14 protein-coding genes are annotated in these 15,717 nt (G+C 51.8%); 1 reads left to right on the forward strand and 13 read right to left on the reverse strand.

Annotated features, from left to right (window positions below; all coding sequences use genetic code 11):
• Positions 1 to 181 precede the first annotated feature (181 nt).
• From ASN_RS05760 to ASN_RS05815, 12 genes are all read right to left on the reverse strand, one after another.
• Positions 182 to 2,293: a PQQ-dependent dehydrogenase, methanol/ethanol family gene (locus ASN_RS05760; RefSeq protein ID WP_231948401.1), complete on the reverse strand. Its 2,112-nt coding sequence runs from the start codon at positions 2,291 to 2,293 to the stop codon at positions 182 to 184.
• Between the two features lie 13 nt (positions 2,294 to 2,306).
• On the reverse strand, positions 2,307 to 3,800 hold the full coding sequence (locus ASN_RS05765; protein ID WP_058987486.1) for an aldehyde dehydrogenase family protein: 1,494 nt from the start codon (positions 3,798 to 3,800) through the stop codon (positions 2,307 to 2,309).
• A gap of 48 nt (positions 3,801 to 3,848) precedes the next feature.
• Positions 3,849 to 4,991, reverse strand: coding sequence for an alpha-hydroxy acid oxidase (locus ASN_RS05770; protein ID WP_058987487.1), 1,143 nt, complete (start codon positions 4,989 to 4,991; stop codon positions 3,849 to 3,851).
• Between the two features lie 105 nt (positions 4,992 to 5,096).
• Positions 5,097 to 5,453: a MarR family winged helix-turn-helix transcriptional regulator gene (locus ASN_RS05775; protein WP_231948404.1), complete on the reverse strand. Its 357-nt coding sequence runs from the start codon at positions 5,451 to 5,453 to the stop codon at positions 5,097 to 5,099.
• A 251-nt stretch (positions 5,454 to 5,704) separates the two neighbouring features.
• Positions 5,705 to 6,949, reverse strand: coding sequence for an MFS transporter (locus tag ASN_RS05780; protein WP_058987489.1), 1,245 nt, complete (start codon positions 6,947 to 6,949; stop codon positions 5,705 to 5,707).
• A gap of 619 nt (positions 6,950 to 7,568) precedes the next feature.
• Positions 7,569 to 8,345: a 4-hydroxy-2-oxoheptanedioate aldolase gene (gene hpaI / locus ASN_RS05785; RefSeq protein WP_058987490.1), complete on the reverse strand. Its 777-nt coding sequence runs from the start codon at positions 8,343 to 8,345 to the stop codon at positions 7,569 to 7,571.
• Between the two features lie 11 nt (positions 8,346 to 8,356).
• Entirely contained in the window at positions 8,357 to 9,160 is an 804-nt protein-coding gene (hpaH, locus tag ASN_RS05790; RefSeq protein ID WP_058987491.1) for a 2-oxo-hept-4-ene-1,7-dioate hydratase, read from the reverse strand.
• Positions 9,160 to 10,029, reverse strand: a complete 870-nt coding sequence (locus tag ASN_RS05795) for a fumarylacetoacetate hydrolase family protein (RefSeq protein ID WP_058987492.1) — start codon at positions 10,027 to 10,029, stop codon at positions 9,160 to 9,162. Before ASN_RS05795 ends, hpaH begins: the two co-directional genes overlap by 1 nt.
• A gap of 20 nt (positions 10,030 to 10,049) precedes the next feature.
• Entirely contained in the window at positions 10,050 to 11,504 is a 1,455-nt protein-coding gene (locus tag ASN_RS05800) for an NAD-dependent succinate-semialdehyde dehydrogenase (RefSeq protein ID WP_058987493.1), read from the reverse strand.
• A 16-nt stretch (positions 11,505 to 11,520) separates the two neighbouring features.
• On the reverse strand, positions 11,521 to 12,501 hold the full coding sequence (gene hpaD / locus ASN_RS05805; protein ID WP_058987494.1) for a 3,4-dihydroxyphenylacetate 2,3-dioxygenase: 981 nt from the start codon (positions 12,499 to 12,501) through the stop codon (positions 11,521 to 11,523).
• 77 nt (positions 12,502 to 12,578) lie between these two features.
• Positions 12,579 to 14,093 carry a 5-carboxymethyl-2-hydroxymuconate semialdehyde dehydrogenase gene (hpaE, locus tag ASN_RS05810; protein WP_058987495.1) on the reverse strand — a complete coding sequence of 505 codons (1,515 nt, stop codon included), beginning with the start codon at positions 14,091 to 14,093 and terminating at the stop codon, positions 12,579 to 12,581.
• 46 nt (positions 14,094 to 14,139) lie between these two features.
• Positions 14,140 to 14,526, reverse strand: coding sequence for a 5-carboxymethyl-2-hydroxymuconate Delta-isomerase (locus ASN_RS05815; protein WP_006557362.1), 387 nt, complete (start codon positions 14,524 to 14,526; stop codon positions 14,140 to 14,142).
• Positions 14,527 to 14,677: 151 nt separating this feature from the next.
• On the opposite strand from ASN_RS05815, the gene hpaR reads away from it, so the two are divergent.
• Positions 14,678 to 15,166 carry a homoprotocatechuate degradation operon regulator HpaR gene (gene hpaR, locus ASN_RS05820; RefSeq protein WP_081473507.1) on the forward strand — a complete coding sequence of 163 codons (489 nt, stop codon included), beginning with the start codon at positions 14,678 to 14,680 and terminating at the stop codon, positions 15,164 to 15,166.
• A 7-nt stretch (positions 15,167 to 15,173) separates the two neighbouring features.
• Here the strand turns inward: hpaR and ASN_RS05825 are convergent, their stop codons facing one another.
• Entirely contained in the window at positions 15,174 to 15,713 is a 540-nt protein-coding gene (locus tag ASN_RS05825; RefSeq protein ID WP_006557364.1) for a flavin reductase, read from the reverse strand.
• Between the last annotated feature and the right edge of the window lie 4 nt (positions 15,714 to 15,717).

The raw sequence follows: 15,717 nt of genomic DNA on the forward strand, positions 1-15,717 counted from the left end.
CTTCCCTGATTTCCCGGACTCATTGCGCATTTCCAGTCAGGTTTTTAGTTCGGTATAGCAACGTTATAGTGCGGCACGTTCTGGGCTGCATCTATCTGACGCTGCTGGCCACCTCCCCCTGAACAAAAATATTATGTGAATATGAAAGTGATATGTCCAGTATAATCGTTTCGATTCGGAATTATTTATCTTTAGTAGTGCCTGCTTCATGACTGAAAGAGGAAACTGAACGTGAGATCAGGAACTGTCTTATTTGCTCTATGCCTTTGTGAGATATCTCTTTTCCGAACCCGACCATGCCGTAGTTTGTCAAAGCACCGTTACCAACCACGCTGTAAAAAGCTGTACTATCTTCCAGTGCTCCAGACCAACGTAGATCGGGCAGAACGCCGCCCCCAACAGCATTATCACCGTGACATGCAAGACAGTAGCGCTGATAAACAGCATAGCCTTTCTGGGCCTTATCAGGATCAAAAGACTGTCGAGATTTCAAAGGTATCTGCTGGTCCCGGATTTCTGCAGGTAAAGCAGCTTTACCGTCCAACGCAAATACGAGCATCCGAGAATGATTTGTGGTTGTATTGTGCAATCGTGCCAGAGCGCCCCCCATAAGAGGAAACACCCCGCCCCACCCGACTTCCACCGCCACATATTGTCGACCGTTCACCTCGTAGGTAACAGGGGGTGCAACAATACCTGTATGGGCGTCAAAATTGTAAAGCGCCTGTCCGTTCCGAGCATCGTAGGCTTCAAAACCACCCGTTGCGAGCCCCTGGAAAACAAGCGAACCACCAGTTGCCAGCACACCACCGTTCCAGGGAGTGGTATGTGGCACCCGAAATGCCACTTTCCCCGCCACAGGGTCCCATGCTTCCAGCCAGCCTTTAACCCCTTTACCGACTTCTTCAAGCACCTTCGGATCATCAGGCAGACCGGCCATGTCTATACCGAGATTAACGCCCATCCGCCCCATTTTAAACCCTTTTTCGGATTTGAATGGCTCGGGTAATTGCTGTGCAGGAATATAAACATATCCCGTTTGAGGGCTGTAAGCCATAGGGGCCCAGTTGTGACCGCCCAGAGAACCGGGTACGCCAAGCCACGTCTCACCTGTCAGAGACCATAAGGCCTCAGGCACCATCTGCGGACGACCCGTTTTGGGGTCCAATCCATAGCACCAGTTCACATCTGTATAGGGGTGGCCCGAGATAAATTCACCTGTTTGAGCATCAAGAAGATAGAAAAAACCATTTTTTGGGGCCTGAGCCAGAACATGCCGCTTACGACCATTTAACATCAGGTCCAGCACCATGATCGGTTGTGACGCCGTGAAATCCCATTGGTCCATTGGGGTTTCTTGAAAGTGCCATACATATTCACCTGTTTCAGGCCTGATAGCAACAATGCTGCCAAGAAACAGGTTACTACCTATCCCCTTTGAACGAACCTGATAGTTCCATGGAGATCCATTTCCTACCCCCAGAAACAAAAGGTCCGTTTCAGGATCATAGACTATCGAATCCCATACTGTTCCGCCTCCCCCTGATTCCGTCCACCCCCCCGTAGGACTCCAGGTTCGATACGCCTTCTTCTGCAAAACCTCATCCGACGCGGCCCCGTCTGGACGATTATCAGGCGCAGGCACGGTAAAAAAACGCCATTTCAGTTTTCCTGTCTCGGCATCAAAACCCGAGACAAAACCACGAGCGCCAAATTCGGCGCCTCCATTACCGATAATGACCGTTCCTTTTGCTACGCGGGGCGCGCCATCCACCGTATAGGAACGAATTTTCCCCAATGACGCGTCATGCGGAATTGTGTCCACGCTCCATTCAAGTTGGCCACTTTTCGCATTCAGTGCGATAAGACGACCGTCAAATGTGCCGACAAAAACCTTACCTTTCCAGTAAGCCGCCCCACGATTGACGGTATCGCAGCATCCCCGGACGGCAACGTTGCCCGGCACGCGGGGATCATAACGCCACAACAGTTCGCCGGTAGCCGCGTTCAATGCCTCGACCTTGCTCCAGTTGGTCGTTAGATACATAACGCCATCAATAATGAGCGGCGTTCCCTCCTGCCCTCGCAAAGTGTCAAAATCTTCATACCAGGCAAGGCCCAACCGCTTTACGTTCTCTGTATTGATTTGCGAGAGCGGGCTATAGCGTTGTTCTGCCGCCGTACGCCCATGCTGCGGCCAGTCGGCTGGGGAAATATCATCGGCATTCCCCTTGCCCACTGTAGCGATAAAACACGCCGCACATAAAAGGAGGGAACGAAATTGAAGATTCATTACCCTGTCCTTTTCAATACCGGATGCAAATAGATTTGGTTTCTGTAAAGGCATCAAGCCAGTCAGTGCCAAAATCACGACCAAGACCAGAATCCTTTAGCCCTCCAAAAGGAAGATTAGGATCAATCATGACATGGCTGTTGACCCAGACAGTTCCAGCCTGAAGACGAGTAGGCAGATCAATGGCCGATTGCAGGCCGGTCGTCCAGACACTTGCGGCAAGACCAAAACGGCTGTCATTCGCATGGGCCAAGCCTTCTTCTGCATTACGGACACGCGTCAATGTCATTACCGGCCCGAAGACCTCTTCACGCGCCAACGGCAGAGAGTCATTCGGGTTAAGGACAAGCGCTGGACGCACATAATATCCCCCGTTCTCCGGCACATCTTGGCCCCATACAATTTCAGCTCCCTTTTCAAGGGCCGTCTGCTGGTAGGCGTTTATTTTTGCTTGATGGGCGGCTGAAACAACTGGATTAATCTGTGTTGCCTCATCCAGCCCTGGTCCAATGCGCATGCTACCAATTGCTGCAGCAAGTCCGGCTGCCACTTTATCGAATAGCGGGGCCTCGATATACACACGCGAACACGCCGCGCAAACCTGCCCCTGATTCAAAAATCCCGCTAACGCAAGCCCCGAAACAACCTGATCGACATCAGCATCTGCCAAGACCAACGCTGGATTTTTTCCGCCCAACTCCAAAGACACACGCGCCAGACGTGCACCGCAGATTTCGGCAATTCGTTTACCGACAGGTGTGGAACCGGTAAAACTGACTTTTGCAATATCGGGATGACGCACCAACGCTTCACCAGCACTAGTTCCTCTTCCCGTCACGACATTAAAAACACCATCCGGCACACCAGCTTCCGTCGCAAGCTGAGCAAGATAAAGCAGCGTCAGGGGTGTTGTTTCAGACGGTTTGGCGACAACCGAACAACCTGCTGCAAGTGCTGGTAATATTTTCCATACAGAGATGAGGAGCGGAAAATTCCACGGCACAATCCCAGCCACAACACCAACAGGCTCTTTACGTGTAAAGGACGTATAACGGGCACCAGGCGGTAACGGTATGGAAACATCCATACTTTTACCGGTCAGTTTTGTACTCAATCCAGCAACATACCGTATCCAGTTCTGTGCACCTCCTGCTTCAAGAATACGAGAAAGAGTAATGGACTTACCCTGCTCAAGTGTTTCAAGCTGCGCAAGAATCTCTGCGTCCCGCTCTATCAGGTCAGCTAACCGCAGCAGCACCCGCTCACGCGCACATGGTGTCAGGCCACGCCAAATCCCACTATCAAAACTTTGCTTTGCAGATTGGACAGCTTGATTGACATCTAATAATGAAGCATCCGGCACGGAACTGATTGAAGCACCTGTGGCAGGATCAAAAACCGTCAGTCGGTCCGAACCAGATGATTCCTTCCACTGCCCTTGAATATAAAGACCATGCTGCTTTTCAAGAAATGCCAGAACCTTTGGCAAGATGACAGTAAGAGTCATGTAAACTCCTTTTCTGATCAAAGAACATGGAGAACGCAATCCTAGGAACTAAACCGGAACCTGATAATTTTCCTCTTGCAGGTTCTGAATTCTGTCTGCTCCCAGAAGAGACATTCCTGATTGAAGACCCTCGTGAAAATAAGTGAGCAGATCGCGCACTCCCTTTTCACCGCCTGCCGCAAGCGCATACGCCCAGGGACGACCAACCATAACGGCCCGCGCACCCAACGTGAGCGCCCTTATAATGTCGTTACCGTAACGAAATCCGCCATCGACAAGAATTTCAAGGCGCCCGGCCGCTGTGGCCACGTTCGCTTCGAGCGTTTCCAGAGCGGCAACAGCTCCGTCCAATTGCCGACCACCATGATTAGACAGAATGACCGCATCCACACCGATACCGGCAGCCCGCTCCGTATCTTCTGGATGTAATATCCCTTTCAATACGAATTGCCCCTTCCAAAGCTGACGGAGCCACGCCACATCCGCCCACCCGATAGCCGGATCAAGACTGCGGGAAATGGTCGCAGCCTGCTCAAATAGCGTCCGCCCCATGGAATAGGGGACAAGATTACCGATCACTCGGTCAGACCTCTGCGCGACACCGAGCGTCCAGCGTGGCCTGAACGCCATTTGACATATCTGCCGACCAGAAAGACGTGACAGTCGCCGAAACCCATTACGGGCGTCTCGCTCACGCAAAGGAGTCACAGGTGTATCAACAGTCAGAACAAGCGTCCTTACCCCTGCATCCCATGCACGTCGCACCATGTCTGCCGTAATTGCACGATCACGGAAGATATAGAGTTGAAACATTAGGCGCGCCGGATCTACGGTTCGGGCTAGATTTTCAATAGAGGCAATGGAAAAATGCGACACACACATTGAAAGAGCAGCATCTGCCGCAGCACGGGCAGCAGCGCCCTCCCCAGCCGCACTCAGCATCCCTCCCATCCCCACAGGGGAAAGAATGAGAGGGAAAGCGTGCTTTACCCCCAGCACTGTGGTGGTTGTATCTGGCTGCGCAATCTGACGCAGGACACGAGGCAGAAATGGATGCTCGTTGAAACAGGAGCGGTTGCGAAGCAACGTCGCTTCTGCATACGAGCCACCGTCAACGTAATCAAATAACCAGCGCGGAACCCTCCGCCGCGCTGCCGTCCGGAAGTCGTCAACCGAAACGATCACGTCCACCCCCGCGCTATCCTCTCGGGTTCGCAGGTTATCTGAGAACCGATTCGATACTATAACGCAATAGTGGATATTTCAACTTATTTTTCGAACGCCACGCTGGGTCGTTCAGTAGATGTTGTCATAAATTTTCTTCATGATCTTCATGAACGCCTCAATTTCACCGTCCTCAATATCATGAAACGCGCGTTCAAAAATCAGTCCAGCCTTGACCCGAACCTGATCCACGCCTGCGTGCCCCTTCTCGGTAAGACTGACTTCTGTAACGCGTCCATCCTTGGCTGACACACGTGTCGAAACCAGCCCCTCACCTTCCATGCGGTAAATCAGCTTGGTCATCGTGGGCATCCGGATCACAGCAAGATCCGCGATGGTGCTTATCGGGGCGCATTCGTGCTCATATAAAATATTCAGCACGCGCCAGCGCGGCACATCCATCCCGATGGGCTTCAGATGCGCGTCCATACGGAGATGATACAAGCCAGTAAGACGTGAAAGGTGGAAAAAGGGAGATGTCTCAGGCGTGAAAGCCGGATTTGTCGGGTTTGCCTGACGCCAGATCTTGCCTCGTCTCAAAATACATCCTCAGCTCTCTTGAGCGGACCCTAACTCGAAATCACGCGACTATAGTGAAAGTGCGTCATTGCAAGCACCTGACAGCGCTCCTCATATTCTCAGGTACCAGCGGGCTCCCCTCGGGTTTCATGCCAGAAGAACTAGCCCATCTCGCTAGCAGCGGAAAGAGACTTTCGACTGAGTGAACAAGGGAAGAACAGCGCAGCGGCAGAACAGATTACCAATCCGAAGGCGTACACTGTAACCGCCTGCACGCTCCCCACCGCATGATACAGGAAAACTGCCACTAGCGGCGAAAGACCGCCTGCCAAGATAGCCCCTACCTCATGACCAAGGGCAACACCACTATATTGCACCTCACGCGGGAACAATCTTTCCAGAAGAAAGGGTTCAACCGCAATTGTCGGGGCATGGCCGAGCGCAAGCAGCAGCACAAACGCACTGATAACAGCTATCGTACTCCCTGCCTCAATGAGTTTAAAAAACGGCCCTATCAGAAGGGCCAAAGCCAGAATGCCTGAGAGATATGTCCTGCCAGCCCCCCACCGGGCAGCCAGCCATGCAGCAACAGGCATGGATATCCCGTCTGCCAACAAACCTATCATTAAAGCCAGAAGTAATAATGTATCAGGCACATGCTTCTCATGACCGTAGGCCAAGCCAAATACAGTAATGAGGTAAACGCCTCCGTTCTCCGCTAATCGCAGACCAATTCCCCGAACCAGCGGTATCGGATAATCCCGCATGATCGCCCAGACAGGAAAGCGGGGCATGTGCTTAGCGGAAGATGTTGTTTTGAGATCGGTCATTGCACTACGCAGCCATACACCCAGAACGACAGTCGGTAACGTTGCCAGAAACGGCACACGCCAGCCCCACACCAAAAAATCTGCTGGTGAAAGATGAGAAACCAGCCAAAGCGCCGCCGTCCCCAGGACCATACCGATCGCCACACCTGATTGGCTCAGGGCAAGGGCCACCATTTTACGAGGACCGTCAGGCAGCATTCCACCGACAACCAGTATGCTACCCGCCCATTCTCCGCCTGCCGCAGCCCCCTGCACCAGCCTGAGCAAAAGCAGCAGCATCGGTGCCAGACTTCCTACCATGGCATAGGTTGGCAGGAGGCCAATTAAAGTCGTAGCACCCCCGATGAGAAAGAGAGTCCAGCGAAGGGCCACCATGTGCCCGTGCCGATCTCCCAACGCCCCAAAAAAAATTCCTCCCAACGGCCGCGCGATGAAACCTGAGGCAAACAGACCTATGGCCTCGATCTGGTTCTGAAATGCGGAGATGTTTGAGGAAAAGAAGAGCGACGCAAACACCAGTGGCGTCGCTGCGGTGTAAAGGGCAAAGTCATACCATTCCACGATATTACCGATCATGGCACTCAGTAGACCTATCCGCGCATGTCGCATGGAATACCCCATATTTTACAGCTCAACCATAAATGATATTTCACGTGAATATGAAAATATAATACACAGAAGCCAAATAGGTAACTTTGATTACCGAACGGCTCATACATCCACACCCAAGAAGGGGACAGATAACTGACAAGGAACGCAATAGTTTCGCCCCCACCTGAGCCCAGCATACTGTGAAGTCTGGTTGTATCCAGAGAGCATCAGCAATATTGTTATGTTTCGTTATCGGAATATCACTAACATAACCTCAGTCTATCAGCCAATCTTTATTGCCTTTTCATGATGGTAATACGAGTTCAAACCCCGCACACGATGCTAATTTTTTCAAGCATTTCCAGCAGTTAATCTAAAAAACGTTGATTTTTGATCCGCCCCTAAGCCAAACTGCGAGTGGATCAAATAACGATAACCGAACCACCAAAAAAACACCGTCAAAGGCCCTGTGGCAGGAAAACCCTGACCCAACGGGATCTGATGTCAGGGCTGATACGGCCTATCAGTCGACGGCCAATGAGACTTTCATTAGAAGATGAAGCTGACCGGCTCTTCATCATATTAAGTCTCTTCTGAAAAAGAATCAGAGTGTTTTTTTGAAATCTTCCAGAAGACGGGCGCCTCCCCCGGCCAGCAGACCAACATCGGTGCCGATGGCAACAAAGGTTGCCCCTGCGGACACGTAATTCCTCGCCAGAACAGGATCCGCTGTCAGAATGCCCGCAGCCTTTCCATGAGAAATAATTTTTCGTAGAGCCTCTTCGATGTGGCGCTGAACTTCCGGCTCACCTGGTCGCCCGATATAACCGAGATCTGCGGCAAGATCTGCTGGCCCGACAAACACTCCGTCAACACCTTCAACAGCACAGATTTCATCCAAGGCCGCAAGGCCGAGGCGACTTTCCACCTGTAGCAACAGACAAATTTCGTTTCCTGCTGTCTGGAGATAATCAGACACACGGTTGAAACGGGAGGCGCGCGCAAGGGCGGCACCCACACCGCGCACACCACCCTGCGGCGCATACTGAACTGCGCGCACAAGCTCACGCGCCTGGGCAGCGCTCTCGACCATTGGAACAAGGATAGTCTGTGCCCCGATATCAAGAACCTGTTTGATCATCCAGGTCTTACCAACAGGCGGCCTGACAATGGCGTGACTGCTACTTCCTTCAATGGCTTGCAACTGCGCCATGATACTGCGGATATCGTTTGGCGCATGCTCGCCGTCAATCAGCAGCCAGTCATACCCTGCTCCAGCGCATATTTCAGCTGTATAGGCATTGGCAAGAGCCACCCACAACCCAAACTGGCACTCCCCAGAACGCAGAGCCTTTTTGAATTCATTCACTGGTGCCGGCATGAAGACACTCCTTATCTAAAAAAGCAGCTTACTGTTCCAAGAGGGCCATAATCCGCCGTTATCGTATCACCGTGCCGGGCTTCGACCGGGCGGATGAACGACCCTGCGAGAACAATCTGTCCTGCATTGATGCCGCCGCCATATTGCGCCAGCCGGTTTGCCAACCATGCCACACCGCGTGCGGGATGATTGAGTACGCCTGCCCCCAGCCCAGTTTCCTCAACAACCGCGTTTCGGGAAACAATCGCGCCCACCCATCGGATATCGATTTTATCGAGGGCCGCCGGAACCGAACCGAGGACAATGCCAGCATTGGCAGCGTTATCCGAAATGGTGTCGATAATTGTCCGTGCATGACCCGTTTCACGATCCACACGTACGATCCTCGTATCGAGAATTTCAAGTGCTGGAACGATATAATCTGTCGCGGCAATGACATCGAACATGCTGACTCCGGGTCCACGGAGTGATTTTTTCATCACGAAAGCAAGTTCGGCCTCAATCCTTGGCTGAATGAACCGATCAGCGGGTATTTCGGCACCATCATTAAAATGCATGTCATCAAGAAGAACACCTGAATCAGGTGTATCGATGTTCAATGCGTATTGCATGGCTTTTGATGTCAGGCCAATCTTCCATCCTATGATTTTTCGTCCTGACGCCGTCTTACGGCTAACCCAGGCATCCTGAATGGCGTAGGCATCATCAAGACAAGCGTCGGGATAGCGTTGGGAAATCAGTCCCGTCTGTATTCGTGTTTTTTCCGCCTCATCCAGTTTATCTGCTTCTGCTCTGATCTGTTCGGGTGACAGCATTACGTCAGCTCCTCGTCAGCAACGGAATTACGAAGAACACCCAGCCCGTCGGCAGCAACTTCAATGACATCGCCTGGCGTCAGCCAGACTGGCGGATCGAAGCGGGCCCCCGCTCCTGTTGGTGTTCCGGTGACAATGACATCGCCAGGAACAAGTGTTGTAAAGGTTGATATGTAGGAAATAATTTTCTTGAAAGAAAAGATCATCCTGGAAGTACGGTCCTGCTGACGGATCTCACCATTCACACGGGTACTCAACGCGATATCGCGGATTTGATCTTCTGAGGTAAATGGAATCAGCCAAGGACCGATTGAACCAGTGCGATCGAAATTTTTCCCCTGTGTCACATTGAATTTCGCATGTCTGACCCAGTCACGGATCGTGCCCTCGTTACAGAGGGTCAGAGCGGCGACGTGATCAAGAGCATTTTCCTGAGAGATTCGCCGTCCAGTCTTCCCTATTACGAGGACGATTTCCCCTTCATAGTCGAGCTGCAAAGATTCAGGCGGTCTTATCAGAGCCTCTTTATGCCCTACAAAGCTGCGCGGAAAGCGAATAAACAGGGACGGATTGGACGGCGCAGCCTGACCATCCTTGTATTCTTCATTACGATCAGGAAAATTAACGCCGACACATATGATTTTTTCTGGATTGGTAACAGGAATTTCGTAGCGAATATCCTCTTCACGGAAATCGGCCAACCGTGGCGCGGATGTTGCCAGTTCGTTCAGCGCGCCTGCTTCGATAACCTCTCGCAGGCCGGGCCACCGATCACCATAGAGGCGCGATAAATCCGTGATTCCCCGATCGTGAAGTAATCCGTAGCGGGTTACATTCTCATAGGAAAAAGTAAGAAATTTTGCAGTCATGGAAAAATTTCGCTTTCTAATCAGGCAATGCCGCCAAGGCAGATATATTTGAGCTCTGTAAAGTCATCGAGACCGTAGCGCGAGCCTTCCCGCCCGAGGCCGGACATCTTGATTCCGCCGAAAGGTGCTTCCGCGGTTGAGATAGCCCCTGTGTTAACACCCACCATTCCGTATTCTAGCGCCTCGCTCACGCGAAAGACCCGAGCGACATCACGTGTGAATACATAGGATGCCAGTCCAAATTCAGTATCGTTTGCGGCAGCTATCACTTCCTCCTCTGTCTCAAAACGGATCAGCGGAGCTAAAGGCCCAAAAGTTTCTTCGTGGACCACACGCATCTGACTGGTCACGTCAGTTAGCACGGTCGGCTCGAAAAACAGTCCGCCCAGTGCATGTGATTTTCCACCCGCAAGAACACGTGCGCCATGTTCAATCGCATCTGTAATATGCTCTCTGACCTTCTCCACAGCAGCATTGTCGATAAGCGGGCCGAATGTAACGTCTTCCGCGAAACCGTTTCCTGTTTTCAGGGACGTGATTTTTTTAGTCAGAGCTTCTGCAAAATGGTCATAAACACCTGACTGGATATAAAGCCGGTTTGCACACACGCAGGTCTGGCCATTATTTCTGAATTTTGCAACCAGTGTACCGTCCACGGCGGCATCAACATCTGCATCGTCGAACACGATCAGAGGGGCGTTTCCGCCCAGTTCAAGACCAAGTTTTTTGATTGTCGGCGCACATTGAGCGTATAAAAGCGCACCAACCTCGGTTGATCCGGTAAACGTCAGTTTACGCACAGCAGGATTCGATGTCATTTCCGCACCAATTTCTCTGGCGCCTCCGGTAATGACACTGAAAAGTCCTGCGGGAAGACCCGCTCTTTCCGCCAGAATCGCTAGGGCAATGGCTGAGAACGGTGTCTGTATTGCCGGTTTGAGCACGATGGCACAGCCAGCGGCCAGGGCCGGGGCAACTTTGCGCGTAATCATCGCATTGGGGAAATTCCAGGGCGTGATCGCTGCAACAACGCCAACGGGTTGGCGGGCTACCAGAATACGCTTATCGGGCTGATGCCCTGGAATGAGGTCACCATACAGGCGGCGTGCCTCCTCGGAAAACCAGAGGATAAAGCTGGCTCCATACTCAATTTCGCCTTCTGCTTCCTTCAGGGGTTTTCCCTGTTCGAACGTCATGATTCTGGCAAGATCTGCCTTACTGGCCATGACGAGATCATACCACCGACGCAGAAAGGCAGCGCGTTCGGCTGCTGTGCGGGCTGCCCAAGTCCGCTGGGCACGCACAGCGGCCGATATTGACTCTGCTGTTTCTGCCTCACCAAGATCAGGGACTGAGCCAATAAGCTGTCCTGTCGCAGGATCGGTTACAGGGATGGAAGATGACGATGACGCCGCAACCCAGCGGTCACCCACCAGCGCAGCTTCCCGAAGCAGGGATGGATCCTGAAGCTTCATGGCCCGATCTCTTTTCTTACGGCGCTATAATCGGGCTGGCTGTCGCCACAGGCTGCCTCGTTTCAAGACCACGGAATTCGCTACCATGTTCGAACCATGATCTAGGCGCTGGTGCTCCCCACAATGTCTGGCGCTGAGGGTCCGTTAATTGCCATTTGATTGGTTCGAGATCAGGATCGACCGTCTGATAGTCCGAGCAGTAGATTTCTGTGCGGTGTCCGTCCGGATCAAGCAGATACAGGAAGAACGCGTTGGAAATTCCATGACGACCAGGGCCACGTTCGATATTGGCAAGATAACCGGTGGTGGACATCAGATCGAGGAGATCAATGATATTCAGTGGGGTCGGCACCCAGAAAGCTGTGTGGTGCAGACGCGGTCCGACGCCACTTGTGAACGCCATGTCATGCACGCCACCCTTGCGGTGCATCCAGGCCGCCCATAAGCGGCCTGTGCTTTCGTCTTCCGTATATTCTGTTACGCGGAAACCTAAATTATTGTAAAACTCGACCGACGCATCAACATCGGGTGAGAAGCAGTTGAAATGGTCAATGCGTAGCGGTTTTACCCCGTGATAGAGCGCATATTTCTGGTGAATCGGCTCCAGACGGTCCATTTTGAAGTAGAATTCGAGCGGAATGCCGAAATTATCGTGCGTCCGCAGAGTACGTCCCTGATAGGGGCGCTCGATCCACTCGACCTTATGACCCAGATTGCGGAAGTACCGCTCCGCCTTGTCCAGATCTTCCTCTGAAAAAACTTTAAGACCCAGATAACCGACTTCTCCTTTCTCACCGCGGCGTAACACCATGCAGTGATGGCCCCGCTCCTCAAGCGCACGCAGATAGACATGATCTGCGTCTTCGTCTGTGACCTGCAGACCGAGCAGGTCCGCGTAATAGGTGCGGCTTCGGGCCAGATCGGTCACCACCAATTCAACATGGCTGAGACGCAGGATATTGAAATCGGGATAAAGGTTGAACGGGCTGATCGGCATTCTTATTCTCCACTCGTTTGTCTGACGGCCCTGTCAGGTACGATTTTTATTTTTATGAAGTCCGAAAACCCGCCCTGTCAGGCCAGTTTCGGGATAGTGTGGACGCCTGTTGCAAAGGAAACATTCTTGGTTTCCATATAAAAATCGAATGACCAGTCTCCGCCATCGCGGCCTATGCCGGATGCTTTGACACCGCCAAACGGTGTATCGAGGTGCCGCACATTCTCTGAATTCACCCAGATCATGCCAGCCTCAAGCTTGTCCGAAACACGGAAGGATCTGGTAACATCCGAAGTCCAAAGATAAGCAGCAAGTCCGTACTGGGTGTCATTCGCCAGAAGAACGGCCTCATCTTCCGATTTAAAGGGAATTGCGGTCAGAACTGGGCCAAAGATTTCTTCCTGCGCAATACGCATATTGTTGGTCGCATGTGTGAAAAGTGTGGGAGCAACATAACATCCACCACCAGGACCATCAGCCTTTCCACCACCAGCGGCTATCGTAGCACCTTCTTCCTTGCCGATCCCGATATATTCAAGAACTTTCTTTTCATGAACGGGATGAATAAGCGGACCGACAACCGTGGCTGGATCTAGCGGATGCCCTACTTTTATGGTCTTTACACGCTCGGCAAGAGTAGCGGTAAACTTGTCATAAATGCTTGCCTCCACCAGAAGACGTGAAGACGAAGTACACCGCTCCCCATTGAGAGAGTAAATCATGAACAAAGCGGCATCTGCTGCACGTTCCAAGTCCGCATCAGCAAAAACAATAATTGGATTTTTCCCGCCGAGCTCAAAATGAAAACGCTTCAGAGTATCTGCTGCCTGCTTCATGATCAGCGAACCAGTTCCACTTTCCCCAACAAAGGCGATCGCCTTGATATCCGGGTGTCGTGTCAGTTCCGCGCCAGCGTCTTCTCCAAAGCCATTCACAAGATTCCACACGCCGGGGGGCAATCCGGCTTTCTCAGCAATCTCCACCAGAACCGATGCTGTGATGGGTGAAAACTCCGCAGGTTTGTGAACAACCGTGCAGCCCGCGGCCAAAGCGGGTGCGATCTTCCATGTTGAGAGCATAAAAGGCGTGTTCCACGGAGTGATAACACCTACCGGCCCTACAGGATTACGTGTGGTTATATTGGCCTGTCCGCCTGTGGGAAGAGAAAGTCCGTTACGGGCAGAAGGTGCCTTGTCTGCAAAATACCGGAAATTTTCAGCACCGCGAAGCGCCGCTTTTGACATAAACCGCAGCGACTGACCTGTATCCAGGCACTCCAGAAATGCAATTTCTTCGGCACGCGCTTCAATGGCATCAGCGATAGTGTGCAAAATCTCCCGACGTTTCGTCCCACTCAATGCAGCCCACGCAGGTTGAGCCGCTTTCGCAGCTTTTGCTGCCTGATCAATGTCTCGCGCATCACCTTTCGCAACGGACGCCAGCGGCTTGAGATCAATTGGCGATAGTGTTTCAAAAACCTCGCCACTGATCGCGGGGCATTCTTTCCCACCAATACGGTTGAGAACACCTTTTTCGCGGATACGTGTAGTGTATTCGTTCGCCTTTCTTGCATTTTCTTCTAAAGTTGACATTCATCTTATCCTTTCCAAGCTTTCGGCTTTTGTTTTTGTTCTGTTTTTACTGTTTTCTTAGCCGATCATGCATGGCGTTTTTCTTCCAACTCAGCGTTGACTCTATTTCTCGTATCTCTAGTGAAAGAGCGAAATTTTGCGTTTCCAATAAACGGGACATCGCATTCGTAGCTGTGGAAAAAATAGCTTCTCCTGCCCGCTTTTTCTCTTCTTGAGACCGCCCCTTCCCAATTCGGAAAGACATATCGACAAACCCATTCTCCGGAAGGGCATCCGCAACCGCCCATGCCGATGCTTCAAAGGCCCTGACGCGGATCGCGCCTATTTCAAAAAGCCCGGTTCCCAGGACTGCATCCCGAAGTTTGAGACATAATTCTGTAAAATCGACCTTTCCTCGTAGATTTGCAGAATATTCGAGAGATAAGTGCGGCACGGGAATCCTCCCACCTCAGTCAGCACATTTACTTAACTTGTTAATGTTATAGCGGCATGTCAGTTAATTTGAGGTCTCACATTCACGTTACGCTCCCTCGTTCCATATTTCGTGATATCCTCTCGATAACCTTCTCAACCCAAGGTGAAATATGACTATCCCAAAGCGGCCACCACCAACGCAGGACTCGCACCCCGCCTCACGCGCCAATCCGTCCGAATTACCTCACGAAGCCACAAAGGCTTTGCCTATTGCGCTGCTGAGGGCGAGAGAAGCGCTTATGTCCCGCTTTCGTCCCATGCTTGCTGAACACGATTTCACATCCCAGCAGTGGCGCGTTATCAGACTTCTGAACGAGCACTCCACACTGGATGCAGCGCAACTTGCAGAAAAAGCCTTCATCCTGCCCCCCAGCCTGACACGTATCCTTGCCAATCTGGAAGCACGCGATCTGGTGACGCGGGTTCAATGCGCGTCAGACCGTCGGCGTTATCTCTTCAGGCTGACATCCCTCGGCGAGACCTCTTTCCAAAAAATCTATCCAGACAGGGTAAAAATTTACAAAGAAATAGAAGCATATTTTGGAAAAAGAAAAATAGCGCTCCTTCTTGAACTCCTAGATGATCTTGCTCAATTTTGAGAAACGTTCAGTTCGATACAATCCCGGCAGTCGCGCCAACAAAGGCTCGATCAAGATACAAAAGCGGATGCCCTACTGTTGAACATCGAATACTCTGGACTTCCCCAAAGAGCACATAATGCGTTCCAACAACGTGATGCGCCGTAATCTTGCAATCAAACGAGGCGATGGCATCCGCCAGAGCATGATTTCCGGACGGTAGGCACTCCCACATACCGGACGCATAGCGCTCATTCATATCAGTGACCTTCCCTGCAAAATATTCCGCCAGATCAACATGATCATGGCTGAGAACATTCACACAGAAAACGCCATTCCGAAGAAAAAGATCACATTGGCTGGACCGCCTGTTCATGCAGACAAGCAGGGTTGGCGGGCTGTCCGTCACCGAGCACATGGCCGTTGCGGTAAATCCGCCCCGCCCCGCTTCCCCAGCAGAAGAAATGACGTTTACGGATGCCCCGACCCTCGCCATCGCCGCACGAAACTCAAGCTGAACAGCTCCAAGATCGGGCAACGCTACCTGTTGCTTCAGTGTAGTGGTCATGTCA

It is taken from the genome of Acetobacter senegalensis, assembly GCF_001499615.1.
In the GTDB taxonomy this organism is placed as follows: domain Bacteria; phylum Pseudomonadota; class Alphaproteobacteria; order Acetobacterales; family Acetobacteraceae; genus Acetobacter; species Acetobacter senegalensis.